Origin of the sequence: Paraburkholderia sp. BCC1876 (assembly GCF_902833695.1) — a bacterium.
Taxonomy (GTDB): Bacteria; Pseudomonadota; Gammaproteobacteria; order Burkholderiales; family Burkholderiaceae; genus Paraburkholderia.
In genome coordinates this window covers 272,678-298,112 of sequence record NZ_CADFGI010000010.1, presented here as the reverse complement: position 1 = coordinate 298,112, position 25,435 = coordinate 272,678, and the positions used below count along the sequence as shown (strand labels likewise).

The window sequence follows — 25,435 nt, the reverse complement described above, 5'->3', positions numbered from 1 at the left end:
CTTCGGGCACCTCGGGTACTTCCGGCACTTCGGGCACTTCGGGCACTTCGGGCACTTCGGGCACTTCGGGCACTTCGGGCACTTCCGGCACCTCGGGCACCTCGGGCACCTCGGGCACCTCGGGCACCTCGGGCACCTCGGGCACCTCGGGCACCTCGGGCACCTCGGGCACCTCGGGCACCTCGGGCACCTCGGGCACCTCGGGCACCTCCTCCACTCCGCTCGGCAACATCATCACCCAAGGCGGCAACCTGATCACCGCCGTGGGCACGACCGTCGCCGATACCGGCAGCAAGGTCACCGGTACATCGATCCCCGGCGTCGACAGCGGAACGACAACCAACCTCGGTAATGCCCTCACCGATCTCGGCAACGGCGTGAAGGTGCTCGGCAACGGCACGGCCGCAGGTCTCGGCACCGTGGGCAGCGCCGCCAATCCGCTCGGCCCGACGCTCACCTCCACCTCCGGCGTGGTCTCCAACACCGGCGCCGCGGTGACCGCCGTCGGCGGCGTGGTGTCGAGCCTGGGCAGCGGTCCGCTGTCACCGCTCGCTCCCGTGACGTCCGCGCTCGGCGGCGTCGTCGGCGATGTGGGCAAAGGCGTCACATCCGTTGGCTCGGGATTGAACACCGCGCTCTCCAGCGCGCCCGTTCAGCAACTCGAGACGCAACTCAGCTCGGCGATCAACCCGATCACGCTGACCGTCTCGAACACGACGCAGACGCTCGGCAACGCCACCGGCCTCGGCTCACCGCTCAACAACCTGCTCGGCACGCTAGGCAACGGACTCGACGCGGCCGGCATCAAAGTGTCGGGCGCCACCGGCGATCAGGTCGGCAAGGACATCGGCGGCGTGGTGAGCCAGTTGGGCAAAACCGTCACGAGCACGGGCGGCCTGTTCACCGGCGCGACCACCAATCCGCTCGCACCGATCACCGGCCTGCTCGGGCCGCTCGGCGGACTCGGTGGACTCGGTGGACTCGGTGGACTCGGCGGAACGGGCGGCGGGTCGATCTCGATTCCGCCGTTGACGGGATTGATCGGCAACCTGGGGTCGCTCGGCGGTGTCGGCGGTTCAGGTGGCGCGGGCGGCGTAGGGGGTCTGCTGACACCGATCACGGGTCTGCTCGGCAAGGTCGGCTCGCTCGGCGGCACTACCGGCGCGGGTGGTCCGCTCACCCCGGTCGTCAGCCTGGTCGGCTCGTTGACGGTCAGCGTAACGGGCAGCGTCAGCGCGTCGCAAGGCGGTGCCGCGGCCAATCCGGTGACGGGGCTGATCGGAGGCCTCACAGGCGGTTCCGCCAGCGGTTCGGGCGGCAGCGGTTCGTCAAACAAGAACCCGCTTGCACCGGTGACTAACCTGGTCGGCGGATTACTCGGTGGTGTCACGGCAGGCAAGTAGATGACCGCGTGAAGCGCGGCGCCGCGAAGGAGTACTTCGGGCGTCGCGATTCGGCGGCGTGCTTCGATGGAGTACCTGACGCAGCGATTCGAGCCGGTAGTTGAGGTAGTGCTTCGAGGCAGTACTTCTCAGTACTTCGAGGCAACACCTCGACGCAGCACTTCGAAACAGCACTTCAAAGCACCACCCTTAACAAGCTCCAAAACCAGCAATTCACCGCGGTGCCCTGGCCTCAAAAAACCAACAACCCGGCCACCTCCGATGTCATGACTACGAGGATGACATGAACTCAACCTTCGATACCGTAGCGCACGTCCACGACACCCGACCGCGAACCGCGACGCCGTTCTCCATCGGTCTGCTCGGCATCGCCGCCGGCCTGCTCACGCTCTGGCTCCTGCGCGACAGCACCGCGCTCGACGGCGCGACCCGCAGCACGGTCGCCTGCCTCGCGATCATCGCCACCATCGCCACCTACGAACTGTTCGTCGCACGCGTCTACCTGCGCCCAAGCGCTGGCCTGACGAGCCGCGCGGTGCGTCCGCTGAGTCTCGCGCGAGTGACGGCGCGCCTGGCCGCGCTTACCTCGGTCTACGCAGGCATCGGCATGCTCTACTGGCTGCTGCCCGAGTATCACGGCGCGTTCTACAACCCGTTCTGGTCGCTGATCCGCACGCTCGCGCCTTATGTTGTCGTGGTCGCGCCGTTCTACTTCGGGTGGATGGACCGCCATCAGCGCGAAACCGACGACGCGTATCTGCAGTGGGCGCGTCTGCTGTTTCGCGGCGAGCGTCCGGCGAATTGGCGCCCGGTGCGCGAAATGCTGGCGGGCTGGATGGTGAAGGCGTTCTTCCTGCCGCTGATGATCGTCTACCTGTCCACCAACGCGGATCACCTCAACGCGTCGCTGACCATCGCGCTGAACGCGCCCTTCTCGCTCGCGACGTTCCGCTTCATGTACGACCTGTCGTTCGCGATGGATCTGATGTTCGGCACAGTAGGCTACCTCTGCACGCTGCGCATACTCGACAGTCACGTGCGCAGCGCGGAGCCGACCGCCCTCGGCTGGCTCGTCGCGTTGATCTGCTATCAGCCGTTCTGGTCGTTGATCTCGAACCAGTACATCCATTACGAAGGCTCGATGTTCTGGGACAACTGGCTCATTTCAGTGCCGGTACTGCGCGTGATCTGGGGTACCGTCATCATCGCGCTGCTGACGTGCTACGCGCTCGCCACGATCTCGTTCGGCTTGCGGTTCTCGAACCTGACCAATCGCGGCATCGTCACGTCGGGGCCTTACCGGTTCACGAAACATCCCGCCTACATCGCGAAGAACCTGTCGTACTGGATGGTCGCGGTGCCGTTCATCGAACCGTTGGGCTGGCGTGTCGCGCTCACGCATTGCTTCGCGCTCGCAGCGGTGAACATGCTGTATTTCCTGCGCGCGAAGACCGAAGAGCGACACCTGATGAACGATCCCGACTACCGGGCCTACGCCGAATGGATCGCAAAGAATGGGTTATTCGCGAGACTCTCGCGTGTGTTCAACTAGGTCCTAGATATAAGCGAACGCCGGTCGAAAGCGAGACCCACTATCGACGCTCGACCGGCACGCCGCATCACAATCGTCGCGTCAGCACACTGGCCAAACCCGCTTGCGGTCGCGAGAACAGCGACCCTTGCAGCAGCGCTTGCGGCCAGCGCTTCAACCACTCCAACTGCGCTTCGGTATCGACGCCGTTCACCACCACCTGCACATCGAGTGCATTCAGCAGATCCATCAGTGCCGTCATCACCACATTCGCACGCGAATCGCGCGGCACCGTGGCCATCAAATCGCGTGCAATGGTGATGGTGTCGACATCGAGCCCGCCGAGCAGCGCCAGCGACGAAGCGCCGTTACCCCACTTGCCCAGCGAAATACCGGCGCCCGCGTCGCGCAGACCGGCGGTCAGCGTGCGCAACGACAGGAGTTTTGCGGCCTCGGCGCTATCGGCCACTTCGATATCGAGCAGATGCGCGGGCACGTCATATAACGCGGCGACACGCACGAGATCTTCCGCGAACGAACCGAGTATCGCCACTTGTTCAGGCACCGTGATCGCAACCGGCCGCAGCGGCAAGCGCGCGGCGAGACAGTCACGCAATTCACGGCATACGCCGTCCACCACGAAGCGCGCCATTTCCAGCGCGAGCTGCGGGTGTTCGAGCGGCATCATGAAGATGCCGGGAAGCAACAACCCGTAATCGGGATGCGTCCAGCGCACCTGCGCTTCGAGACGCGCCGGCGTGCCGCTCGCGGCTGTCGCGACACCCGGCGCACGATAAGCCCCTTGATACACGAGATGAAACTCGCCCGCGCGCAGTCCATCGCGAACCCGATTTTCGAGTTCACTCAGACCTGACGACGGATCACGCGAGTCGTCCGCGTCATTCTGTGCGACACACGCAACACGCGCGATCAACGTCGTTGCATGCGAGAAGGGTTGTAGGTAGTCGAGCGTGTGCATGGCGGAGACGAATTGATTGAACCTCGCTAACGTATGCATGGGTTATGCCAAGCGCTATCGCAACAGCAGTATGAAACACGAGCGGCAACCGGAGATCCTCGTTGCGTAAAGCTTCGCGCCCGCGAAATGAAACCTCCCCACGCGCCTTTCAAGTTTCGGAAATGCGCGTTTTGGCTCGCCTGTTACGTAGCATCACGCTTAACGTTACGCGAACCAGACCGCCACAATGTTTGCGCGAGACGACAATGGTAAATCGCTGGGAGCCCGTGAAGCAGCACGCCGTACAACATGACGGAAAGGAATTAAAGCAGAAACGTTTTCATCGCGATATATCAGCGCAAGACCGTTTGACCGAGCCCAAAAGATTAACTAGTATCGGCTTCAGCGCAGCATGCGACGACCGCGACTCCTCCACATAGTCATTCAGGCAGCCGATGCTACACATCCCTCTCTCCGACGCCGATTGGGCTCGCGTCCAGAGTCTGTTTCCCGAACTTCCCTCTGCGCGCGGGCGGCCTCGCCGTAGCGATCGGGAAATTCTCAACGCGATACTCTGGCTCCATCAGCACAAGGAAAAATGGCACCGGCTTCCCGCCACGTTTCCTCCGCAACAGACCTGCTATCTCCGCTATATGACGTGGCGAAGATCCGGTGTGCTGGAACAGGTTTACGAACGCCTTCCCGTTTGCGATCCGGAGCTTTCCATGTCGTGAATCGGTCAGGCGATTGATTCGGATACCGTATCTGATTCGTGTCGATGCCTTGAATTCAGCGCTTGTGTTGGTTCACTCCGCACTGCCCGCGGACCCGCTGTTGACCCCAACCGAACAGCGCCGCATCCGCATTCAGCATGGCTGATTAATGCTTGAAATTCATCGCAAGCCATCCGTCTCCTTGTCATGGTGAAGACAAGCCTGACTCTCTGAGTGTCGCCGAACAATAAACGTCTCAGCGTGCACCTCCCCGTTGCTACACGAAGTCTTTCGATACCGCACCTCTCTGGTGCGCTGTGCAGAATTCGACCAGGCAGCCGGTGATCGTCTCCACCTTCTGTTCCGCCGGCCACGCCCGCAGGTATCGCGCGCCGATCTGGCGGGACTTCCGCAATACGGCGTCGCGCATGCGATGTCCCTATAGTTGAAGGAGATGGACATGAAGAAGGCTCTGATCATCGCAAGCGGATTGCTTGGTGCATTGGCGTGGCAAGCGCAGGCCCAGGCTCAGGATGCCGGCACGGAAAACACCGCACAAGCTCAACCCGCCGTCGCCGACTCGGTCGGCGGACAACCCACCACTACCTCGATGTCAGGCGGCCCCGCGCGTGCGCAGGCGCTGACGCGAGCCGACGTCTATCAGCAACTCGTGCAATCGCAGAAAGGCGCTGAAGCAGCCCGTCTGCAGGAGCTATTCAAAGGTGGCAATTGACGAAGGACGTCGAGCAACCCGGACGATGCACGCGAACAGATAACCGCTAGTCGCATGCATCGTCATTCTCGGGCGCGCCGGGAATTTGTCTCAGATTTCACAACAAACATTACCTGTTTTGGTGATTACTCTGCCCAGATCGCAAAACTACAATGCAATCACTGACTACGAACAACAACGTTCGTAGCGCGACAAAGACCCGAACTGGAGGTAGTTCATCATGAAATCGCTCATTCAAGCTGTTGTTATCGCCGCTGCACTGGCCGCTCCCGTTGCTTCGTTTGCCCAGTCCAACCAGCCCGTGACTCGCGCCCAGGTGCGCTCGGAATTGATCCAGCTGGAACAGGCGGGTTATCAACCGGGTCGCGCCGACCCGTATTACCCGGCTGACATTCAAGCCGCTCAGGCTCGCGTCGCCGAACAGAACGGCACCGCGCAGGCTGCGCAATCGGGCTACGGTGGTGTGGTAAGCGGCTCGTCGCAAGGCGGCCATCCGGTGGCGCTAGATAATGGTCCGAAGTCGACTTACTTCGGCCACTAAGCCACGGTCGATGCAGATGGCGAGGTCTTGATCTGGCATAAGACGCGCAGCCAGCAAGCTGCGACCGGCCAGTCAGCGCCAACGCCCAGCGCGCCGTGTCGGCGCGCAACGATTCAAACGAACTGGCCCGCGACCGAGTTTCCCCGATCGCGGGCCAGTTCTGTATCCGGTACCTCCGTCATCGGGCTCCCGATGACTTCGCCTGGACCCGTGCGGTCCGGGCGCTTTTTTCCCCGCGCCTTTCTTTATGTCACACGCCGGTCATTCGCGCGCGATCAGATCGCCCACCTGACCACGGCCGGTGACGAGACAGCTCGACAGGAAATTTTCACCCTGGCTGCTGGCGCCGACGTCGCCGAAGCCTTTTTTCAGCGCGTTGGATTTGACCATCGCCGCCCCTTGATGGCACGTAATGGTGCCGATCTCTCCGGCTTGCGCGCGCATCAACGCCCTATCCGCCATCAGATAGCCCAGCAACAACACCACGGCAATATAGAACGCTTGTCGCATGGTTCGTCTCCTCTTTGGAAGAGACTAACGCGAACCATGGGCATACGGTCCTAGGGGTTTCCCGATTGATGGGGTTTCAATGACCCAGATTAAATCAACCGATGCCGCCGCGTGACGGACTATGCGGCGCGGGTGAATCAGGTCTTATCCCTAGAAAACGCAGTTGCTGGAGACCGCGTTGCACGCGTCGCGTATTCTGTTCGAATAGCAGATAAACCGCATACGCGTACGCATAGCAGAGCACCAGCATGCCCGCGAACACGAGCGCGCCGTGTCCGTCGAATGGAATGCGCCGCCCGACACCCACCGCGGCGACGAACAGAATGAACGAGAAGTGCGTCAGATACAGCGAATACGAGAACCCGGAAAAACGAATCGCGATGCGCGATAACAGCGCGGGCCGCAATCGCACGTTTTCCCAAAGTATGCAAAGCAGGAACACGAAACACGGTACGCCGACGATCCAGTCGTTGGCGAGCAGGAACAGACGCGAGCACACCAGCGCAGCGAGCAGCACCGCGCCACTAGCGAGCGTGAACCACGGCCACCCGGTTCGCGCGCTATGCGCCGGAAAGCGCTGTTCCAGCACCACCAGCAACACGCCGAGCAGCCACAAACCGAAACCGCTCAGTAGCGACGGGAACGCGACCATCGTGCTCACGGCGAACGCGGCGGCGCCGAATGCGCGAATGCCCCGGCGTTGCCGCAACAGGACAAAGCAGGCGGGAAACCACAGGTAGTACCAGAACTCGTTGGCGAGGCTCCATAACGGTCCGTTGGATCCGTAAGTGCCGCACGCGAGGGTTTGCAGAAATACGAGGTTGCACACGAACGTCGCCTGCCCGAGATGCGACGCGACGTTGATCTGCTGATCGAAGGTGCCCTCGGTGCCGAGATAAAACGGCCCGCCGGCCAGCGCAATCCCCATGCGATCCCAGAACAGCGTCAACAGTAACGCCGGAATCAGCACGACCCAGAGCCGCGACAGCCGCTCGGTCAGATAGCGCGGCCAGCTCCACGTCCCCGCCGCCGTCTGCCGCAACACCGAACCGCCGACAAAGTAGCCGCTCAGCAGAAAGAACACGATCACCGCGGTGTGGCCGTAGTTACTGACGAAGTAGAAAGCCTTGGCCGCCAGCCCGATTCCGGCATTCGCGTGGTAATCGGCAAACATCAGATTGCGCAGATGACTCACGCACACGGTGCCCGCCGCCAAGGCGCGGATCAGGTCGAAGGTGTCGCAATGGGGTTTGCCGGAAGGCGCCATATGAGCCGGAAGCGGACGAAAGGTTGTCCGCCAAACTAAGGCTCATGGGCTTTTGATTCAGTACGTTCGCGCACACTGAACGTGAAGCGCGGGCTCACCCCGCTTTACAGACACGCTTTACAGGCGCGCTTCGATCTGCGCGATGCGCGTTTCGATCGCGTTGCGCACCAGGCCGTTCGACGGCACCAGCAGCAGCGACGAAGCGATGATCTGATACACCCGGTTGCGCCGTACTTTGGACACTTTCTGCGGATCGAGCCACGCGTCGTTATCCACCAGCAGCAACAACGTCTCCAGCCCGATCAGAATCGGCCACAAACACGCGAGCCGCAAGCGCACGGAAAACGCGGGAATCGCCAACGTGTAATCGAGCGCTTCGCGGAAATGTTCGAGCGACTTGCGCAGCAGCTCGACCAGCAGCGGCTTCGCGCGCGCAGAATTGGCCGGCAGCAGCAGGTCTTGCGGGCTCAGGCCGTGCCGATCCAGCAGCGTCTGCGGCAGATAGCAGCGGCCGATCCGCAGATCCTTGCCGCAATCGCGCAGCACGTTGGTCAACTGCAGCGCCTTGCCGAAACGCACGCCGCGGCGCGCCATCGTGTCGGGCGCCTCTTTCAGCGTGCCCGGCATGTGCGCATAGGTCATCGTGGTCCAGAATTCGCCGACGCAGCCCGCCACCAGATACGTGTAGCGATCGAGGTCGTCGTAGTCGCGCAGCGCCGCGAGCTGGCCGGAGCGTTCGTCGGGAAAGTTGCGCAGATCGAATTCCATGCCCTCGGTGAGCGTCGCGACGATTCCGCGCACGGCCTGACGATCGGACTCGCTCAGTTGCGACAACACGTCGAGCGCGGGGCCGAGCGATTCGAGCAGGACTTTTTCATCCGACTGGGTCTGCTGACCCGCGACTTCGGCGGCCATTCGATGGAACAGCGTGCCGTCGTCGGTGGTGCCGTTCACCTGGGCACGCAGCGACAGCAGCAGCGCGAGGCGCTGTTCGGGCGAGATCAGCGACGTGTCCGCGATCGTATCGGCCGCGCGCGCCAGCAGGTACGCGAGGCCGATCGGATCGCGCATCCCGGTGGGCAGCACGCGCAGCGTGAGATAGAAGGAGCGGGAAACGCCTTTCAGCAGCGGACCGAGAAGAAAGGCCCGGGTCGGATTCGACATGGATGGGATCAGGTCAGGATTGGCAACAAGCGGGCAAAAGCCGGTAAACAACCGGCAAGAATCCGGCGCTGCCGAATTGTATACGGCGAAGCGCCTTCGCCGTGCAGCGGCGAGTCCAACCCTGCCTTGACCGGTCTGCCCGTCCTGCTCAGGCGTGTGCGGTCAGCCCCAACAACTCGACCGCGTTCTGTTTGAGGATCAACGGCCGGACCTCTTCCCTGAAACCGGCCCCACTGAAATCTTCCAGCCAGCGATCCGGCCGGATCAGCGGGAAGTCCGAGCCGAACAGCATCTTTCGTTTCAGCAACGTGTTGGCGTGGTGAATCAACTCGGGAGAAAAGTACTTCGGCGACCAGCCGGACAGATCGATATAAACATTGGGCTTGTGCAGCGCGATCGACAACGCCTGCTCCTGCCAGGGCCACGACGGGTGCGCGATCACGATGTTCATATCGGGGAAATCCGCCGCGACGTCGTCGAGATGGATCGGCTCGGAATACTTCAAGCGCAATCCACCGCCGCCCCGCATACCCGAGCCCATGCCGGAATGGCCGCTATGGAACACCGCCGTGAGCCGGTATTCGGCGATCAGCTCATAGAGCGGATACGCGAGCCGGTCGTTGGCGAAAAACGCCTGCATGGTGGGATGAAACTTGAAGCCGCGCACGCCGTACTCTTCCACCAGCTTGCGCGCCTCGCGCACGCCCATCTTGCCCTTGTGCGGATCGATACTCGCGAACGCGATCATGATGTCGCGGTTATTCTGCGCGAATTCGGCAATCTCCTCATTCGGAATGCGTCGGCGGCCCAGGTTCGCTTCGCAATCCACGGTGAACATCACGAAGCCGACGTTGCGCTCGCGATAGTGGTCGATAGTCTCGGGAATCGTCGGCCGCCGGCCGAGTTTCAGCACGGTGCCGAAGTACTTGTCGGCGGCCTCGTCGAACTCCTTGCCGAACAGGTCCGGCGGCTGGCAGCAGGAGACTTCCGCGTGGACATGCATGTCGATCGCGACGATCTGGTCGAGTTTCATCCCGGGTGTCCCATTGAGGCGCGGCGCCTGCATCATGCCGCGCGGCAGGCGCTCGCGACGATCACGGCCGGATCGCGCTGCGCCGTCTCGTACATCGCGTCGACCAACCCGGCCCGCTGCGTCAGCACCGCGCGTTGATTGATCGAGCCTTTGTCGGTGATCTCACCGAGATCGAGCGAAGGCGCCACATCCATGAGCCGCAATCGCGCGATGGTGGTCGCGCCGCCGGTCGCCCCACGATTGAGCGTGTCGAGCAGCGCGGCAAAGTGGGCGCGCACGGCGGGTGCGGCGACCACGTCGCGCGCGCTCGCGTCCGCCGGCAAATGCGCCAGCCGCCGGCAATCGTCGAGGCGCGGAAACACCAGCAGGCCCACGTCGTCGCGATTCATACCGGCAACCACCACGTCCTGCACATAGGGTGCGCCGGCGGAAATCACGCGGGCCCGCATCGGTCCGACGCTGACGAAAGTGCCCGAACTCAGCTTGAAATCCTCCGCGATACGGCCGTCGAACAGCAACCCGAGCTCGGGCCGCGCCGGGTCGACAAAGCGCAACGCGTCGCCGCTGCGGAAGTACCCCTCTTCGTCGAACGCGTTGTCCAGCTCGGCCGCGTTGGGGCGCCAATAACCGGTCATCACGTGCGGGCCGCGATAGCGCGCTTCGAGTTTGTCGCCGACCGGCGCGAGTTTGACCTCGCAGCCGGGCGCCGGCAGGCCGACATAGCCGGCCCGCATGATCGGCCCCGTGGTGAACAGGCACGACGGCGACGTCTCCGTCATACCGAGCCCGGCCATGATGCGAATGCGTTCGCCGCAGTACTGGTCGGTAACGCGTTCGAGCCGGTCCCACGCCGCTTGCGACAACCCCGCGCCGGAGAAGAAATACACCTTCACGCGCGAGAAAAACGTCTCGCGCAACTGGCTGTCCTGCTCCAGCGCGATCGCCAGTTCCTCCCATCCCTTCGGCACATTGAAGTAGATGGTCGGCGCGATGTCGCGCAGATTGCGCAGCGTTTCCTCGAATTTGCCGTTGACCGGTTTGCCGTCGTCGATATAGAGCGTGCCGCCGTTGTAGAGCGCGATGCCCACGTTATGGCTGCCGCCGAACGTGTGATTCCAGGGCAGCCAATCCACCAGCACCGGCGGCTCGGTCGCGAACTCCGGAAAGGTTTCGAGCAGCATCTGCTGATTGCTGCACAGCATGCGGTGCGTGGTCGGCACCGCCTTCGGCAGTTTGGTCGAACCCGACGTGAAGAGAAATTTGGCGATCGAATCCAGGCTCACCGCCGCGTGAACGGCGTCGACGGTGGTCGGCGTGGCGTCCAGCAAATCGCTCAACAAGGTCACGCCGCGCGTGGCGGCCGGCTCGCGCGGCGGCGTGGCGGACACGACTTCCACGCCGGCCGGCACGACCGCTTCGATGGCGCGGGCAAACGTGTCGTAGTGGCTCGCGAATATCAGGCCCGGCGTCAACAGTTCGATCGTATGACGCAGCTTGCCGAAGTCGCCGGAAGCGAGCGCATAAGCCGGCGAGATCGCCGCATACGGAATCCCGGCCCACATCGCGCCGAGCGCGATTTGCAAATGCTCGAGATCGTTACCCGACAGAATCGCGATAGGCCGTTCCGCCGAAAGATCGCGAGCGAGCAGTGCCTGACCGATCGCGCGAGCGCTGTGCAATGCGCTCGCGTAGCTCAGGCCGACCCATTGACCGTCGCTGCCGCGGCGCGCCGCCAGCCAGCGTTCCGGATGCGCGTCGGCGCCGCTCACGAGCCGCTCGGTCATCCGCTGCGGATGGGCGCCGAGCGCTTCGTCCGCGCGTAGATACCAGCTCTCGCCCTGCCGTTGCGTGCGCAACGATGGGGCGCCGATCGTCGTCACCCGGTAGCGCATCGACGCAGCGGGCGTGTTCGTTTGTGTCGGCTCGTTATGCAAAGCCTGTCTCCTGTTGCTGTCTGCGGTCGACCCGCGTTCGCGCCCAATGCAAATGCTTGAGCGCGAAGCGAGCGCGATCAGATCGGATAGTGGCGCGGCCCGGTTTGAATCGTGATCCAGCGCAGGTCCGTGAATTCGGCAATCGACGCCTTGCTGCCGAAGCGGCCATAACCGCTTTTCTTCACACCGCCGAACGGCATCTGCGCTTCGTCATGCACGGTCGGCCCGTTGATGTGGCAGATGCCGGACTCGACACGTTTGGCGACGTTCCAGGCGCGCGCCACATCGCGGCTGAAGACCGCGGCCGACAAGCCATAGTCGCTGTCGTTGGCCACCCGCAGCGCTTCCTCGTCGCCGTCCACGCGCTGCACCGTGACCACCGGGCCGAACGATTCCTCGGCATACAGCTTCATGGCCGGCGTGATGCCGTCGACGATCACCGGTTGCAGCATCGCGCCGTCAACCGAGCAACCCACCGGCAGTGTCGCGCCGTGCTGCCGCGCGTCGTCGACCAGTGCGGCGATACGTTGCGCCGCTGCCGCGCTTTCGAGCACGCCGAGCACGGAATCCGCCGCCGCGGGATCGCCCGCTTTCAGGCTGCGCGCTTTGGCCGCGAGTTTCTCGACCAGCGCATCGGCAATCTTCCGGTCGACGATCACGCGCTCCGTCGACATGCAAATCTGCCCCTGGTTGAAAAAGGCGCCGAACGCGATGGCGGCGACTGCCGCGTCCAGATCGGCGTCATCGAGCACCAGCACGGGCGCCTTGCCGCCCAGTTCAAGCAAGGCCGGCTTCAGATGCTGCGCCGCGTGTTGCGCGACGATGCGTCCCACGCGCGTCGAGCCGGTGAAATTGACCCGCCGCACCGCCGGGTGCGCAATCAGGCGTTCGACGATCGACGGGGCGCTGCAGGCGTCATGCGTGATGACGTTCACCACGCCGTCGCCGAGACCCGCGTCCTGCAGCACGCTGCCAATCAGCCGATGCACGCCCGGACAGCCTTCCGACGCCTTGAGCACGACCGTGTTGCCGCACGCGAGCGGCATGGCAATGGCGCGCGTGCCGAGAATGACGGGCGCGTTCCACGGCGCCATGCCGAGCAGTTGGCGCACCGCCATCGCGAGGCTGCCGGGCACGTCCGACGGAATCACATCGCCGTCGATCTGCGTGGTCATCGCGGCGGCTTCGCGCAGCATGTTGGCGGCCAGCATCACGTTGAAGCCGTACCAGTTCGGCATGGCGCCGGTCTCGGCCACGCCGGTTTCGATGAACTGCGCAGTGCGGGCGTCCATCAAATCGGCTGCTGCGAGCAGGCGTTTGCGGCGCTCGGTCGGCGCCAATGCCGACCATGCCGGAAACGCGCGCGCGGCGGCTTCAACGGCCGCGTCGGCGTCGGCCACCGTGGCGGCGGCCGCGCGCGACGCCGCACGGCCGTTCGCCGGATTGATCCGCTCGAAGGTCTTGCCGTCCGCTGCGCCACGGCTCTCGCCGCCAATCAATAAAGTTACTTCCTGCATGTGTGTCGTCTCCTCGCCTGTCTCTTTTGCAGCTAGTCGCCCGCGACCCAATCCGCCGTTAGGCGCGCGGTCGATCAGCGCTTGTATGTCTGCAGACCCGGTTTGATCGCCTTGTCGTCGAGGAACTGTTTCAGACCCTGTTCGCGCCCGCCTTCTGGATCGCGCAATTGCGCCTGATCGAGCTTGGCGTACAGGTAGTCTTCGTTCTGATCCCACGTCAGTTCGCGGCAACGCTTGAAGCCATTTTTGGCGGCCCGCAACACCACCGGATTCTTCTGCAGCAGCTTGCCGGCCAGCGTGCGCGTGGTTTCGAGCAGTTCGGCGCGCGGCACGCTCTTATTCACGAGGCCCATCTGCGCGGCTTCCTGACCCGTGAAGGTCTCGCCGGTCATGATGTAGTAGAGCGCCTGACGATGTCCGACCGTATCGGCCATTGCCTTGCTCACCAGATTGCCCGGCGGAATGCCCCAGTTGATCTCGGACAGACCGAACACCGCTTCGTCGGCGGCGATCGCGAGATCGCACGCAACCAGCGGCGAAAAGCCCCCGCCGAAACACCAGCCGTTGACCATCGCGATGGTCGGCTTCGCATACATGCGCAGCAGCTGCCATTGCCAACGACAGGCATCGCGGCGAATCTTTTCCTGCAGGATTTCCGGGCCGGCGTCGACTTCGCGGAAATACTCCTTCAGATCCATGCCGGCGGTCCATGCATCGCCTTCGCCGGTCAGCACCAGTACCTGCGCTTCGGCGTCGAGCTCCACGGCTTCGAGCACCTCGATCATTTCCTTGTTCAACGTCGGGCTCATCGCGTTGCGCTTCTCGGGACGATTGAACGTGACCCATGCAATGCCTTCGACGACATCGACTTTGACGGTATTCCAACGGCCTTCGTAATTCATCTGCTTTCTCCGTGAACGTTGACCGCGACGGCGGCCTGATGAACGCATTTAATATCAGGCTGCCTGATATGTAAAGTGGAATGTCGGCGGCTTGGTGCAAACCCCTAGCGGCGGAATCCGTCACGAGGCACGCTAAGATGCGGGATAGACCGGATCTCCTGCCCTCATGAGCAAAAACCACAATTCGCCTGTCGAGGCCGCCGCGCCGCGCACCCGCCGCACCAGCCTGCGCCTCACCTATGTGATCGGCAGTCTCGACCGCATTCTTCGGCGTCGCATGACCGAAGCGCTCGCGCCGCTCGGTCTGACGCTCGCCCAGTTCACGGCGCTTTCCGTGCTGGAAGCCAAGGGGCAGGCGTCCAATGCACAGGTCGCCGAGCGCTCCTTCATCACACCGCAATCGGCCAATGAAGTGATGAACGCGATGGCCGGCCGCAACTGGATCAGTCGCGAACCGGACCCGACCCACGGGCGTATCGTGCTGCTGCAACTGACCGACGAAGGACGCGCCGTGCTGCGCGAATGCGAGCAGGCGGTGAAGATCATCGAGAAGCAGATGATGGAAGGCATCGAACTCGACACGGCCAGCGCGCTGCAAACTCACCTCGAAACCTTCGTGCGAAATCTGCGCGGTTAAATTCTTCACGCCGTCAAATTGCTAGGTGTTTTCACCGAACGATTTGCGCTTGTGTTATCAGCCTACCTGATATTAAATCCACTCCACGATGCAGCGTGTGGAGACGCGCCTCATCGCATCCAGTCACATAGATAGTCTCGCGGGCATCGAACCGATGCGGTGCCGGCACGCCTGCCAGGACTCGCGCCAGACCGGCCTGCGGCGCGACAGTGTGGCAGCACGACAGCACGGAACCTGCCCTCCTCCTGCGAAACCGGCAAACCAAACACTTTAATAAGGATCACTACGTGAAGCGAACCGGAACACTCACCTCGAACGAGGACGCTGCAGCCACGGCCACGACGGCGACGGCGACACGCGAATCAGGCGCGTTCGTCACGCTCGGCCTGTGCTTCGCCATCGCGCTGCTGGAAGGACTCGACCTGCAATCGGTCGGCGTGGCGGCGCCGCGCATGGCGCACGAATTCGGCCTCTCGGTCGCGCAAATGGGACTCGCATTCAGCGCCGGCACCTTCGGCTTGTTGCCCGGCGCCATGTTCGGCGGACGGCTGGCCGATCGCATCGGCCGCAAGCGTGTGCTGGTGATTTCCGCCTGCCTGTTCGGCGTGCTCTCGATCATGACCGCGCTGGTCAGCGACTTCTCTACGCTGGTGATCGTGCGCGTGCTCACCGGCATCGGTCTGGGCGGTGCGCTGCCGAACCTGATCGCGTTGTCGTCGGAAGCGGTCGAGCCACGCTCGCGCAGCACCGCCGTCAGCGTGATGTATTGCGGCATTCCGTTCGGCGGCGTGATCGCTTCGGTAATCGGCGTGCTGAGCGCGGGCGATACCGAGTGGCGTCACATCTTTTACGTCGGCGGCGCGGGGCCGTTGATCCTGGTGCCGCTGCTGCTGGTGTTTCTCGCGGATTCGAAGGCGTTCACACAGGCTTCGCACGACGGCCGCGCGAAACCCGCGCCGGTCGGCGAGATCCTGTTCGGCGGCACGCGCGGGCTCTCGACGGTACAGATCTGGGTCAGCTACTTCTGCACGTTGATCGTCCTCTACTTCCTCCTCAACTGGTTGCCCTCGTTGATGGCGGCCAGCGGTTTGACGCGCGCGCAGGTCGGCTACGTACAGATTTTCTTCAACGTCGGCGGCGGGATCGGCGCGCTGTGCATCGGCATGTTGATGGACCGCCTGCGCTCGGGCGTCGTGGTGGCCGGCATGTATGTCGGGATCATCGCCTCGCTCGCCGCGCTTTCCATGGCACCCGGCTTCGGCGCGCTCGCCGCCTCCGCGTTCTTCGCCGGGATGTTCGTGATCGGCGGTCAATCCGTGCTGTATGCGCTGTCCGCGGCGTTCTATCCGACGGCCATGCGCGGTACGGGGGTAGGCGCGGCCGTAGCCGTGGGGCGCATCGGCTCGGTGGTCGGGCCGCTCGCCGCGGGTCAATTACTGGCCATGGGCCGCAGTTCGTCGACCGTCATCGGCGCGAGCATTCCGGTCACGCTGATCGCGGCCGCCGCCGCCCTGCTGTTACTGCGCCGTCCGCGTGCCGACCACTAACCGGCACGTCCCGCCAGAAGAATCAACAACCACACACCCATAAATTCAATCAACGGTTTGGAGACACCCTTCATGCAAGCATCCGCACGCCTTCTACTTTGCGGCGCCCTGTGCGTCGGCAGCGGCGCCGCAGCGGCCCAATCGAGCGTGACGCTGTACGGCATCATCGACACCGGCATCGAGTACGTCTCGCACGCGAATGCCGCGGGCAAGGGCCTATTCCGCATGCCGTCCGTGACCGGCGAACTGCCTTCGCGCTGGGGACTGCGCGGCAACGAAGATCTCGGCGGCGGCTATAGCGCGATCTTCACGCTCGAGAGCGGTTTCAACGTGCGCAACGGCGAGCAGGGCCAAGGGGGGCGACTGTTCGGGCGCCAGGCGTTCGTGGGCATCAAGAGCCCGTATGGCACGGTCTCGTTCGGCCGCCAGTACACGATGACCTACCTCGCGCTGATGGGCGCGGACCTGATCGGCCCGGACATCTACGGACTCGGTTCACTCGACGCCTACGTGCCGAACGCCCGCGCCGACAACTCGGTGACCTATCTCGGCAGCTATGCGGGCGTGACGCTCGGCGCCAACTACTCGTTCGGGCGCGACGCCGCGGGCACCGGCAATTCGCCGGGCCAGGGCACCTGCACGGGGTCGGTGGCCGGGAACGCCACGCAATGCCGCGAGTGGTCCGTCATGCTGAAGTACGACATGCCGCTGTTCGGCGTCGCGGCGTCCTATGAAGAACAGCGCGGCGGCAGCACCGCGGCGGCGAACTTCTTCGACGGCCTGGCGCCGACGCCCCTCACCAGCGCCGCCGACAAGGACGTCCGCACCCACGTGAGCGCCTACGCGAACCTCGGCAAGTTCAAGCTCGGGGCGGGCTGGCTCAACCGGCGCGTCGAGCCCTCGGCGGTGACGATCGCCGACGTGCGCTCGAATCTGTTCTTCGTCGGCGCGGCGTACACCGTCACCCCCGCTTTCATCGTCGACGGCGAGGTCTATCACATCGTCAATCGCGACCACGACACGCGCGCCACGATGGGCACGCTGCGCACCACCTATCTGCTGTCGAAACGCACCGCGGTCTACGCGCAGGGCTCGTATCTGGCCAACAGCGCGAAAGCGGCCTACTCGGTCAGCGGCGGTGGCGGCGGCACGACACCCGCGCCCGGCACCGGCCAGACCGGCGTGATGGTCGGCCTTCGTCACTCGTTCTAGGAGCGCCCGCATGAAATGCACCTCTATCGCGCTCGCCGCTGCCGCCGCGCTGAGCCTCGCCGCGTGCGGCGCCAGCGACGTCGGCAGCACCGCCGCGACCAGCGCCAGCGCGTTACCGCAACTCAGCGCCGCCACGTCGGCCACACTCGCGGGCAATTGCGCGGCGCTCGCCGCGAAGCTCAGCTTCGCCAACACCGTCTTCACCTCCGTCACCGACGTCGCCGCCGGCACCCTCGCGGTGGCCGGCAAGCCGATCGCCGAACACTGTCTGATTCAGGGCAACATGAATCAGCGCGTGAGCAGCGTCGACGGCAACACCTATGCGATCGGCTTCGAGATGCGCTTGCCGCTCGCATGGAACGGGCGCTTTTTCTACCAGGCCAACGGCGGCCTGGACGGCAACGTGGTCACGGCCACCGGCGAGATCGGCGGCGGCGGGCCGATTACCGACGCGCTCAACATGGGTTTCGCGGTGATCAGCTCGGATTCGGGGCACAGCGCGGCGCAGAACCCGCTGTTCGGCCTCGACCCGCAGGCGCGCATCGACTACGGCTACAACGCCGTCGCCGTGCTCACGCCGATGGCCAGGCAGGTGATCAAGCTCGCGTACGGCAAAGCGCCCGATCGCAGCTACTTCGACGGCTGCTCCAACGGCGGCCGCCATGCGCTCGTTGCGGCAGCGCGTTCGTCGGGTGATTACGACGGCATCATTGCCGGCGATCCGGGCTTCCATCTGCCGAAAGCGGCGATCGGCGAAATGTGGAGCGCGCAACAATTGGCCAGCGTAGCGACCGCGACGACGGCGAACGGCCTGCCCGACATCACGACGGGCTTCACGGCCACGGAACGTCAGATGGTCGCGTCAAAAATACTGGCTAAATGCGATGCGCTTGACGGCGTCAGCGACGGCCTCATCCAGGATATCAAGGCATGCCAGGCGAACTTCAGCCTCGCCAGCGACGTCCCCACCTGCAGCAACAACGTCCGCGACGGCACCTGCCTGACCGGCGCGCAAAAGACCGCGATCGGCAACGTGTTTTCCGGCGCGCGCAACAGCGCCGGCACGGCCCTGTATGCGAGCTTTCCCTACGACGCGGGTCTGGGCCCTGGCTGGTCGGCATGGAAGCAGGCGAATTCGATCACGCTCGACCCGGCCGCGGCGGCGTTCACGTTCACCACGCCGCCGCAAAGCGCCTCGGTGCTGAGCCAGTTGTCGGCATACGCGCTGAACTTCAGCATGGACAGCGACGCGCCGACGATCTTCGCCACCAGCGGCGTGTATAGCGAGTCGGCCTGGTCGTTCATGACGCCGCCGGACGAAACCAACCTCAGCGCGCTGAAGCTGCGCGGCGCGAAACTGATGGTCTATCACGGCACGAGCGATCCGGTGTTTTCGTCGAACGACACGACCGGCTGGTATCAACAGCTCGCCACGGCCAACGGTGGCGACGCGTCCAACTTCGCGCGTCTTTACACGATCGCCGGCATGAACCACTGCAGCGGTGGCCCGAGCACCGACCAGTTCGACATGCTCACGCCGCTGATCGCGTGGGTCGAACAGGGCAAGGCGCCGGACAGCATGATCGCCAGCGCGCGCGACGCGAGCAACGTCGCACCGAACGCCGACGTGCCCGCCGCGTGGGGGGCGGGACGCACGCGGCCGCTCTGCGCGTATCCGAAAGTGGCCCGCTACCAGGGCGGCGACGTCAACGCCGCGAGCAGTTTCGTTTGTAGCTGAGACGCCGGGCGATATCGGCAGCCCGAACGGGAGTCCGCGCCGCGAGATGGCGGCCGGGCTCGCGCTTCGTGTCCGGTACTTCCTTGCACTGGATTGAAAGAACCGCCCGCCGTCGCGCGGGTTATCCGTGGATAACCCGCGGATAACATTCGGCTGACAAGCCCGGCCAACCACCTCGGCCGACAACCCCTCCCCGCTCGCCACCCGCACGACGCACCGCCCCGCCCGCTTGCAGTTCGCCAACCGCGCCGGGGCCGGATAGAATCCCCACCATCCAATGCCGACGCGCGCCAGCGCCGCTTATCAGCAGGAACGCGGATTGCTATCAAGTTTAGTTTGAGCGATAGCCGCGTCACGCACGAGCCGTCGCTTCTCCGCACTTTGAATGACACATCGACATGACTATCCACGAATCCCAGACGTCTTCCTCGCCGGAGCCCAGCCGATCGAGCGCGGCCCGCGCCAATGTGGAAACGGGGGTGCCGGGCCTTGACGAGATCCTGGGCGGCGGTCTGGTCCGCGGCGGTGTGTACCTGCTGGAAGGCATGGCCGGCGCGGGCAAGACGATTCTGTCGAGCCAGATTGGTTTTCATCGTGTAAGCCGGGGCGAGAAGGTGCTGTACATGACCTTGATCGCCGAATCGCACGACAAGCTGCTGAGCCACCTCAAAGGCCTGAGTTTCTTCGACGAGAACGCCGTCGCGCAGCAAATGCTGTTCGTGTCCGGCTATCACGAACTGATGCAGGACGGCCTCGACGGCTTCCTGAAACTGATCGCGTCGAGCATCTACGACTACCGGCCGAGCCTGATGATCATCGACGGGTTTCGCAGCGCGCGCGAATTCAGCGAAACCGAGCTGTCGCTGTCGAAGTTCATCCACGAACTGAACGCGCTGGTCGCGGCAATGGACTGCACCACCTTGCTGCTCGCGCCGCTCTCGGGCAACGAGCCGCATCCGGAACACACGCTGGTCGACGGTCTGATCGAGCTGAACCGCTATAACGACGGCATGCGCCGCGCCCGCGAAATCGAAGTGCACAAGATGCGCGCGCGCAATCATATGATGGGCAAGCACTTCTTCCGTATCGCCGAAAGCGGCTTGCTGATGTTCCCGCGCATGGAGGCGCAGTGCGCCGCGGCGCCCGGTCCGGTGGATCTGAAAACACGTCTCGGCTTCGGCCTGCCGCATCTCGACGCGCTGCTCGGCGGCGGCTTCGCGCAAGGGTCCACGACCACGTTGATCGGACCGTCGGGGGTCGGCAAGACGCTCCTCTGTCTGCAATTTCTCGCGGCCGGCGTGGCGCGCGGCGAACGCTGCGTGTACCTGGGCTTCTACGAAGGGCCGCAGCGGCTGATCGGCAAAGCCGAGGCCGTGTCGATCGCGCTGACCGACGCGCACGCGGACGGGCGTCTGACGATTCAGTGGCAGCCGGCCATCGAACTCGCCGTCGACGAACTCGCAGCCACCGCGCTCGCCACGGTCAAACGGATCGGCGCGACGCGTATCGTGATCGACGGCGTGGAGGGGTTCCGCGACTCGGCGCTGCGCACCGAGCGCTTCGGCCTGTTCCTCAACGCCTTTCTGCATCAGCTTCGCGAAGCCTGCGTCACCACGCTGCTCACGGAAGAACTGCCGCTCTACGCCGACCCCGGCCACGCGAAGAGCGTGCGCGTGTCGGCCTTGACCGAAAACCTCGTGCTGTTGCGCTACGCCGAAACCGACGCCGGTTTGCGCCGGATGATTTCGGTGGTCAAGCAACGCGAAAGCGCGCACGACACGTCGTTGCGCGAGCTCGTAATTTCGTCCGACGGTCTCGACGTGATTGAAAGCGCGGTCAGTCCCGCCAGTGTGGTCTCGGCGCCCGGCTTGTCGGCCACGCTGCAAGCGCGACGAAATCCCTAGCCGCCCATGAAAACCATTCTGGTCGTGGACGACGAGTTCGACATTCTCACGGTCTGGCGACTGCTGCTGGAGCGGCACGGCTATACGGTGCTGACGGCGTCGAACGGAGTCGCTGCGCTCGAACAGATACGCAAGACCCGGCCCGACATCATCGTGTCGGACTGCATGATGCCGATCATGTCCGGGCAGCAACTGTGCGCGGTGCTGAACGCCGACGCCGATCTGCGCGATATTCCAATCCTGTTGTGCAGCGCGGCGGCGGACATTGCCGTTCAGCCGAATCCTCATATCGAATACGCGCGTAAGCCGCTTTCATTCGACACCCTGCTGCAGACGCTGCAACGCCTCGCTCCGTAATCCAGCACCGGACGGTCAGTGACCGTTCCGGCAGCCTGCTCGCCCGACCTTTCCGTTTAGCTCTCTAGGTAGAACCCCCGATTCCTGGCATCGCCTGGTCGGACTACTCTCGGCCAATCTATTCTATAGAACATCGTTCCGCCTAATAGAACGATCTGAACAAGAGACAGACGAAGGAGGATTCCATGGCAAGCCTGCCGATCGATGCGCGACGCGCGTCGTCCGATTCAACCGCCGGGACGCCGGGGCTCACGCCCGGCATCAACGCGCGCATCGACCGTCTACCCGCCACGCGCGCGGTGTGGATGCTGGTCTTCCTGCTGTCGATCGGCGGCTGGTTCGAGTTCTACGATCTGTTTTTCACCGCCTATGTCGGCCCCGGCCTCGTCAAGACCGGCATGTACGCGACGACCACCGCGTCGTTCTTCGGCGTGTCGGGTCTCGGCGCGTTCGTGGCGGCGTCGTTCGCCGGGCTGTTCATCGGCACGTTCTTTCTGGCGGGCATGGCCGACCGTTATGGCCGCAAGACCGTCTTCACCGTGTCGCTGCTGTGGTACTCCGTGGCCACGCTGATCATGGCGTTCCAGAGCTCCGCGCCCGCCATCAATCTGTGGCGGCTGATCGCGGGGATCGGCGTGGGTGTCGAACTGGTGACGATCGATACCTACGTCAGCGAACTCGTGCCGAAGCATCTGCGCGGCCGTGCGTTCGCGTTCGTCCACCTCGTGCAGTACACGGCGGTGCCCTCGGTCGCGTTCCTCGCGTGGTGGCTGGTGCCGCGCACGCCGTTCGGACTCGACGGCTGGCGCTGGGTGGTGATCATCGGCGCGCTGGGCGCGGTGGTGGTGTGGGCGATTCGCCGGCGCGTGCCGGAAAGCCCGCGCTGGCTCGCGCAACAGGGGCGCACCGCCGAAGCCGAACAGGTGCTGCAGACCCTCGAAGCCAAGGTCGCCGCGCAATACGGCAAGCCGTTGCCGCCGCCGGTGCCGACCGTCGAACCGGCCACCACCAAGGCGGCTTTCCGCGAAATCTGGCAACCGCCGTATCGCCGCCGCGCGATCACGATGCTCGTGTTCAACCTGTTCCAGGCAATCGGTTTTTACGGCTTCGCCTCGTGGGTGCCGACGCTGCTGGTGTCCAAAGGCGTGACGATCACGCACAGCCTGCTGTACTCGTTCGTGATCGCGATTTCGAATCCGTTTGGACCGCTGATCGGCATGGCAATCGCGGACCGGATCGAACGTAAAACGCTGATCGTGCTGTCGGCGCTCGGCATCGTCATTTTCGGCAGTCTGTTCGCCACGCAAACCTCGCCCGCCATGCTGATGACGCTCGGCGTGCTGATCACGTTGTGCGGCACGCTGCTGTCGGTCGGCTATCACGCGTATCAAACCGAGCTCTTCCCCACGCGTTTGCGAGCACGCGCCGTCGGCTTCGTTTACTCGATGTCGCGGCTGTCCGCGATGTTCTCGGGCTTCATGATCGCGTTCGCGTTGCGCCACTTCGACGTGACCGGTGTGTTCGCGCTAATTAGCGTATCGATGGTGATGGTGATGGGGGCGATCGGCATTTTCGGACCGCGCACCAACAACCTCAATCTCGACGAAATCTCGCATTGAAACAGAGGCTTTTGACATGACGCTGCCACTGGCTGGAGTCCGCGTACTGGACTTATCGAATGTATTAGCGGGGCCGTTCTGCGCGTATCAACTCGCGCTGCTCGGCGCCGAGGTGATCAAGGTCGAGCATCCCGAAGGCGGGGATCTCGCGCGGCGGCTGGGTGCCGACAAGGAAGCGTCGGCGCGCAACATGGGCGCCTCGTTCGTTGCGGTGAACGCGGGCAAGCAGTCCGTCACGCTCAATCTGAAAGACCCGCGCGGCAAGGAAATTCTGCGCGAGTTGGTCAAGACCGCCGACGTGCTCGTCGAAAATTTCCGGCCCGGCGTGATGACGCGCCTCGGGCTCGATTTCGACGCGTTGCGCGAGGTCAATCCGACGCTCGTGTATTGCGCGATCTCCGGCTTCGGCATGGACGGCGAGTTCGCGAAGCGCCCGGCCTACGATCAGATCATTCAAGGCATTTCCGGTGTGATGAGCGTGACCGGCGACGCCGACAGCGCGCCGTTGCGCGTCGGCTATCCGGTGTCGGACACGGTGGGCGGCCTCACCGCCGCGTTCGGTATCTGCGCGGCGCTGCTCGACGCGCGGACCACCGGACACGGCCGCATGCTCGACGTGTCGATGCTCGAAGCCACGCTCGCAACCATGGGCTGGGTCGTATCGAACTACCTGAACGCCGGTGTCACGCCAACGCCGATGGGCAACGAGAATTTCACCGCCGCGCCGTCGGGTACGTTCAAGACCGGCGACGGCCCGCTCAATATCGCGGCCAACGAAAACAAACAGTTCGCGAGCCTGTGCGAACTGATCGGCCGCGCCGATCTGCTCGACGACCCGCGCTTTGCCGAACGCAACGCGCGCAAGCTGAATCGCGCGGTGTTGAAAGCGGAGATCGAAGCGGCGCTCGCGAGCGATAGCGCCGCGAACTGGGAAACGAAATTCTTCGATGCGGGCGTGCCGGCCGGCCGCGTGATGTCGGTGCCGGAAATCCTCGCGCATCCGCATCTGGAGTCGCGCGCGTTTATCCGCGAATTTGCCGGCACGCACGACACCGACCGGCAACGCGTAACACGCGCGGGTTTCCGTCTGCATGACGCGGACACCGCGCCCGCCACCCCCGCGCCGGTTCTCTCGGCGCACACCCGTGAACAACTCGGCGCGCTCGGCTACGACGACGCGCGCATCGACGAACTGCGCGCCGAAGGAGTGATCTGACCATGACGCAAACATTCGACGCGGCCAGGCTCGCCGCCGACTATTGGAGCACCTCGATCATCGACATCCATCCGGGGTCCATCAAGGTGCGCGGCTTTCCGATTCAGGAGCTGATCGGCAACGTCAGCTTTCCGCAGATGATCTGGCTGATGCTGCGCGGCGAACTGCCCGACGCGGCACAGGCGCGTTTGTTCGAGGCGGCGCTAGTGGCTTCCGTCGATCATGGCCCGCATGCGCCTTCGATCGCGATTTCGCGGATGGCAACCAGTTGCGGCCTGCCTTTGAACGGCGCAATGGCCTCGGCGATCAACGCACTAGACGACGTGCACGGCGGCGCCGGACAGCAGGCGGTCGAACTGTACGACTCGATCGGCGCACTGATGGAAACGGGCGCGACGCTGGAAGACGCGGTTGAACAAGGCGTGGATGCTTTCACGGCGGCGCACGGCAAATATCTGCCCGGCTTCGGCCACCGTTTCCATCCAGTCGATCCGCGCGCTGTGCGACTGCTCGCGCTGGTCGACGCAAGCGTCGCCGAGAAACACATCAGCGGACGCTATGCGACGATCGCGCGCGGCATCGAAGCGCTGCTCCAGCGCCGCAAAAGCAAGCCCGTGCCGATGAATATCGACGGCGCTACCGCGGTGATCTACGCCGAACTCGGTTTTGCGCCGGAACTGGCGCGCGGCGTTTTCTGCCTGTCGCGGGCGGTCGGGATTCTGTCGCACGCGTGGGAGCAGCGCGGACGCCATGAGCGCAACAAGGGCCCGATGCCGCGCCAGATGAACTACACGTACACGGGCGAGCCCGAGCGTCATCTGCCGTGAACGGGCCGCTCCTCAGCCCGCGACGCCCGCTAAACCCACCAAAACCTGCCGCCCCACGTTGAGACGATCGCGCGATTTGTTGAGTTTTCTCCGCGTTCACCGTAATGCCGCCACCTTTTACAGTACGTCATCGAACGCGCAACGCCAGAACATCGGAGCGCGTCGCAACGAC

Annotated in this window: 23 protein-coding genes and 1 pseudogene; 14 read left to right on the top strand and 10 right to left on the bottom strand. The window is 64.0% G+C overall.

Going from position 1 to position 25,435, the window contains the following annotated elements; all coding sequences use genetic code 11:
* Positions 1-373, bottom strand: a pseudogene (locus HWY05_RS38755) (hypothetical protein); the annotation flags it as partial.
* On the opposite strand from HWY05_RS38755, the gene HWY05_RS30375 reads away from it, so the two are divergent.
* A complete protein-coding gene (locus HWY05_RS30375; RefSeq protein WP_347880824.1) occupies positions 264-1,403 on the top strand; it encodes a collagen-like triple helix repeat-containing protein in 1,140 nt (379 codons plus the stop codon). The pseudogene HWY05_RS38755 and the gene HWY05_RS30375 overlap by 110 nt on opposite strands.
* A 283-nt stretch (positions 1,404-1,686) precedes the next feature.
* A complete protein-coding gene (locus HWY05_RS30370) occupies positions 1,687-2,955 on the top strand; it encodes an isoprenylcysteine carboxylmethyltransferase family protein (protein ID WP_176060633.1) in 1,269 nt (422 codons plus the stop codon).
* Positions 2,956-3,022: 67 nt separating this feature from the next.
* On the opposite strand, the gene HWY05_RS30365 is transcribed toward HWY05_RS30370, so the two are convergent.
* The gene (locus tag HWY05_RS30365; protein WP_176060632.1) at positions 3,023-3,952 is read right to left on the bottom strand and encodes an EAL domain-containing protein; all 930 of its coding nucleotides are present in this window, start codon (positions 3,950-3,952) and stop codon (positions 3,023-3,025) included.
* A gap of 395 nt (positions 3,953-4,347) precedes the next feature.
* On the opposite strand from HWY05_RS30365, the gene HWY05_RS30360 reads away from it, so the two are divergent.
* The gene (locus HWY05_RS30360; RefSeq protein WP_176060631.1) at positions 4,348-4,626 is read left to right on the top strand and encodes a transposase; all 279 of its coding nucleotides are present in this window, start codon (positions 4,348-4,350) and stop codon (positions 4,624-4,626) included.
* Between the two features lie 256 nt (positions 4,627-4,882).
* Here HWY05_RS30360 and HWY05_RS30355 read toward each other — a convergent pair whose 3' ends face one another.
* Positions 4,883-5,035 (bottom strand): hypothetical protein, encoded by a 153-nt coding sequence (locus HWY05_RS30355; protein WP_176060630.1) that lies wholly within the window; start codon positions 5,033-5,035, stop codon positions 4,883-4,885.
* A gap of 30 nt (positions 5,036-5,065) precedes the next feature.
* Between HWY05_RS30355 and HWY05_RS30350 the strand changes: the two genes are divergently transcribed.
* Together HWY05_RS30350 and HWY05_RS30345 are read left to right on the top strand one after the other, a co-directional pair.
* A complete protein-coding gene (locus HWY05_RS30350) occupies positions 5,066-5,338 on the top strand; it encodes a hypothetical protein (protein ID WP_176060629.1) in 273 nt (90 codons plus the stop codon).
* Positions 5,339-5,558: 220 nt separating this feature from the next.
* Positions 5,559-5,879 (top strand): DUF4148 domain-containing protein, encoded by a 321-nt coding sequence (locus HWY05_RS30345; RefSeq protein WP_176060628.1) that lies wholly within the window; start codon positions 5,559-5,561, stop codon positions 5,877-5,879.
* 261 nt (positions 5,880-6,140) lie between these two features.
* Here the strand turns inward: HWY05_RS30345 and HWY05_RS30340 are convergent, their stop codons facing one another.
* From HWY05_RS30340 to HWY05_RS30310, 7 genes are all read right to left on the bottom strand, one after another.
* Positions 6,141-6,389, bottom strand: coding sequence for a hypothetical protein (locus HWY05_RS30340; protein ID WP_111931208.1), 249 nt, complete (start codon positions 6,387-6,389; stop codon positions 6,141-6,143).
* Positions 6,390-6,483: 94 nt separating this feature from the next.
* Positions 6,484-7,656 (bottom strand): acyltransferase, encoded by a 1,173-nt coding sequence (locus tag HWY05_RS30335; RefSeq protein ID WP_176060627.1) that lies wholly within the window; start codon positions 7,654-7,656, stop codon positions 6,484-6,486.
* A gap of 117 nt (positions 7,657-7,773) precedes the next feature.
* Positions 7,774-8,820 carry a phytoene/squalene synthase family protein gene (locus HWY05_RS30330; protein WP_176060626.1) on the bottom strand — a complete coding sequence of 349 codons (1,047 nt, stop codon included), beginning with the start codon at positions 8,818-8,820 and terminating at the stop codon, positions 7,774-7,776.
* Between the two features lie 148 nt (positions 8,821-8,968).
* The gene (locus HWY05_RS30325; protein WP_176060625.1) at positions 8,969-9,853 is read right to left on the bottom strand and encodes an amidohydrolase family protein; all 885 of its coding nucleotides are present in this window, start codon (positions 9,851-9,853) and stop codon (positions 8,969-8,971) included.
* A gap of 32 nt (positions 9,854-9,885) precedes the next feature.
* On the bottom strand, positions 9,886-11,745 hold the full coding sequence (locus HWY05_RS30320) for a feruloyl-CoA synthase (RefSeq protein ID WP_176060647.1): 1,860 nt from the start codon (positions 11,743-11,745) through the stop codon (positions 9,886-9,888).
* A 119-nt stretch (positions 11,746-11,864) separates the two neighbouring features.
* Positions 11,865-13,304 carry an aldehyde dehydrogenase gene (locus tag HWY05_RS30315; RefSeq protein WP_176060624.1) on the bottom strand — a complete coding sequence of 480 codons (1,440 nt, stop codon included), beginning with the start codon at positions 13,302-13,304 and terminating at the stop codon, positions 11,865-11,867.
* 74 nt (positions 13,305-13,378) lie between these two features.
* Complete coding sequence (locus HWY05_RS30310) at positions 13,379-14,206, bottom strand: p-hydroxycinnamoyl CoA hydratase/lyase (protein WP_035559751.1); 828 nt, start codon at positions 14,204-14,206, stop codon at positions 13,379-13,381.
* A 166-nt stretch (positions 14,207-14,372) separates the two neighbouring features.
* On the opposite strand from HWY05_RS30310, the gene HWY05_RS30305 reads away from it, so the two are divergent.
* From HWY05_RS30305 to HWY05_RS30265, 9 genes are all read left to right on the top strand, one after another.
* Positions 14,373-14,843: a MarR family transcriptional regulator gene (locus HWY05_RS30305; RefSeq protein ID WP_035559753.1), complete on the top strand. Its 471-nt coding sequence runs from the start codon at positions 14,373-14,375 to the stop codon at positions 14,841-14,843.
* Positions 14,844-15,130: 287 nt separating this feature from the next.
* Positions 15,131-16,390, top strand: a complete 1,260-nt coding sequence (gene mhpT / locus HWY05_RS30300; protein WP_176060623.1) for a 3-(3-hydroxy-phenyl)propionate transporter MhpT — start codon at positions 15,131-15,133, stop codon at positions 16,388-16,390.
* Between the two features lie 72 nt (positions 16,391-16,462).
* On the top strand, positions 16,463-17,602 hold the full coding sequence (locus tag HWY05_RS30295) for a porin (RefSeq protein WP_176060622.1): 1,140 nt from the start codon (positions 16,463-16,465) through the stop codon (positions 17,600-17,602).
* A gap of 10 nt (positions 17,603-17,612) precedes the next feature.
* Complete coding sequence (locus tag HWY05_RS30290) at positions 17,613-19,340, top strand: tannase/feruloyl esterase family alpha/beta hydrolase (RefSeq protein WP_176060621.1); 1,728 nt, start codon at positions 17,613-17,615, stop codon at positions 19,338-19,340.
* 398 nt (positions 19,341-19,738) lie between these two features.
* A complete protein-coding gene (locus tag HWY05_RS30285) occupies positions 19,739-21,244 on the top strand; it encodes an ATPase domain-containing protein (RefSeq protein WP_176060620.1) in 1,506 nt (501 codons plus the stop codon).
* Between the two features lie 6 nt (positions 21,245-21,250).
* A complete protein-coding gene (locus HWY05_RS30280) occupies positions 21,251-21,601 on the top strand; it encodes a response regulator (RefSeq protein WP_035559767.1) in 351 nt (116 codons plus the stop codon).
* A gap of 185 nt (positions 21,602-21,786) precedes the next feature.
* Positions 21,787-23,220 carry an MFS transporter gene (locus tag HWY05_RS30275; protein ID WP_176060619.1) on the top strand — a complete coding sequence of 478 codons (1,434 nt, stop codon included), beginning with the start codon at positions 21,787-21,789 and terminating at the stop codon, positions 23,218-23,220.
* A 16-nt stretch (positions 23,221-23,236) separates the two neighbouring features.
* On the top strand, positions 23,237-24,436 hold the full coding sequence (locus HWY05_RS30270; RefSeq protein WP_035559771.1) for a CoA transferase: 1,200 nt from the start codon (positions 23,237-23,239) through the stop codon (positions 24,434-24,436).
* Entirely contained in the window at positions 24,433-25,263 is an 831-nt protein-coding gene (locus HWY05_RS30265) for a citryl-CoA lyase (protein WP_208459120.1), read from the top strand. Before HWY05_RS30270 ends, HWY05_RS30265 begins: the two co-directional genes overlap by 4 nt.
* Positions 25,264-25,435: the final 172 nt, after the last annotated feature.

What these genes read in the sequence shown, in the direction of transcription:
- HWY05_RS30370 (WP_176060633.1), top strand. Translation starts at nt 1,687, where the DNA reads ATGAACTCAACCTTCGATACCGTAGCGCACGTCCACGACACCCGACCG.
- HWY05_RS30365 (WP_176060632.1), bottom strand. Translation starts at nt 3,952, where the DNA reads ATGCATACGTTAGCGAGGTTCAATCAATTCGTCTCCGCCATGCACACG.
- HWY05_RS30360 (WP_176060631.1), top strand. Translation starts at nt 4,348, where the DNA reads ATGCTACACATCCCTCTCTCCGACGCCGATTGGGCTCGCGTCCAGAGT.
- HWY05_RS30355 (WP_176060630.1), bottom strand. Translation starts at nt 5,035, where the DNA reads ATGCGCGACGCCGTATTGCGGAAGTCCCGCCAGATCGGCGCGCGATAC.
- HWY05_RS30350 (WP_176060629.1), top strand. Translation starts at nt 5,066, where the DNA reads ATGAAGAAGGCTCTGATCATCGCAAGCGGATTGCTTGGTGCATTGGCG.
- HWY05_RS30345 (WP_176060628.1), top strand. Translation starts at nt 5,559, where the DNA reads ATGAAATCGCTCATTCAAGCTGTTGTTATCGCCGCTGCACTGGCCGCT.
- HWY05_RS30340 (WP_111931208.1), bottom strand. Translation starts at nt 6,389, where the DNA reads ATGCGACAAGCGTTCTATATTGCCGTGGTGTTGTTGCTGGGCTATCTG.
- HWY05_RS30335 (WP_176060627.1), bottom strand. Translation starts at nt 7,656, where the DNA reads ATGGCGCCTTCCGGCAAACCCCATTGCGACACCTTCGACCTGATCCGC.
- HWY05_RS30330 (WP_176060626.1), bottom strand. Translation starts at nt 8,820, where the DNA reads ATGTCGAATCCGACCCGGGCCTTTCTTCTCGGTCCGCTGCTGAAAGGC.
- HWY05_RS30325 (WP_176060625.1), bottom strand. Translation starts at nt 9,853, where the DNA reads ATGAAACTCGACCAGATCGTCGCGATCGACATGCATGTCCACGCGGAA.
- HWY05_RS30320 (WP_176060647.1), bottom strand. Translation starts at nt 11,745, where the DNA reads ATGCGCTACCGGGTGACGACGATCGGCGCCCCATCGTTGCGCACGCAA.
- HWY05_RS30315 (WP_176060624.1), bottom strand. Translation starts at nt 13,304, where the DNA reads ATGCAGGAAGTAACTTTATTGATTGGCGGCGAGAGCCGTGGCGCAGCG.
- HWY05_RS30310 (WP_035559751.1), bottom strand. Translation starts at nt 14,206, where the DNA reads ATGAATTACGAAGGCCGTTGGAATACCGTCAAAGTCGATGTCGTCGAA.
- HWY05_RS30305 (WP_035559753.1), top strand. Translation starts at nt 14,373, where the DNA reads ATGAGCAAAAACCACAATTCGCCTGTCGAGGCCGCCGCGCCGCGCACC.
- HWY05_RS30295 (WP_176060622.1), top strand. Translation starts at nt 16,463, where the DNA reads ATGCAAGCATCCGCACGCCTTCTACTTTGCGGCGCCCTGTGCGTCGGC.
- HWY05_RS30290 (WP_176060621.1), top strand. Translation starts at nt 17,613, where the DNA reads ATGAAATGCACCTCTATCGCGCTCGCCGCTGCCGCCGCGCTGAGCCTC.
- HWY05_RS30285 (WP_176060620.1), top strand. Translation starts at nt 19,739, where the DNA reads ATGACTATCCACGAATCCCAGACGTCTTCCTCGCCGGAGCCCAGCCGA.
- HWY05_RS30280 (WP_035559767.1), top strand. Translation starts at nt 21,251, where the DNA reads ATGAAAACCATTCTGGTCGTGGACGACGAGTTCGACATTCTCACGGTC.
- HWY05_RS30275 (WP_176060619.1), top strand. Translation starts at nt 21,787, where the DNA reads ATGGCAAGCCTGCCGATCGATGCGCGACGCGCGTCGTCCGATTCAACC.
- HWY05_RS30270 (WP_035559771.1), top strand. Translation starts at nt 23,237, where the DNA reads ATGACGCTGCCACTGGCTGGAGTCCGCGTACTGGACTTATCGAATGTA.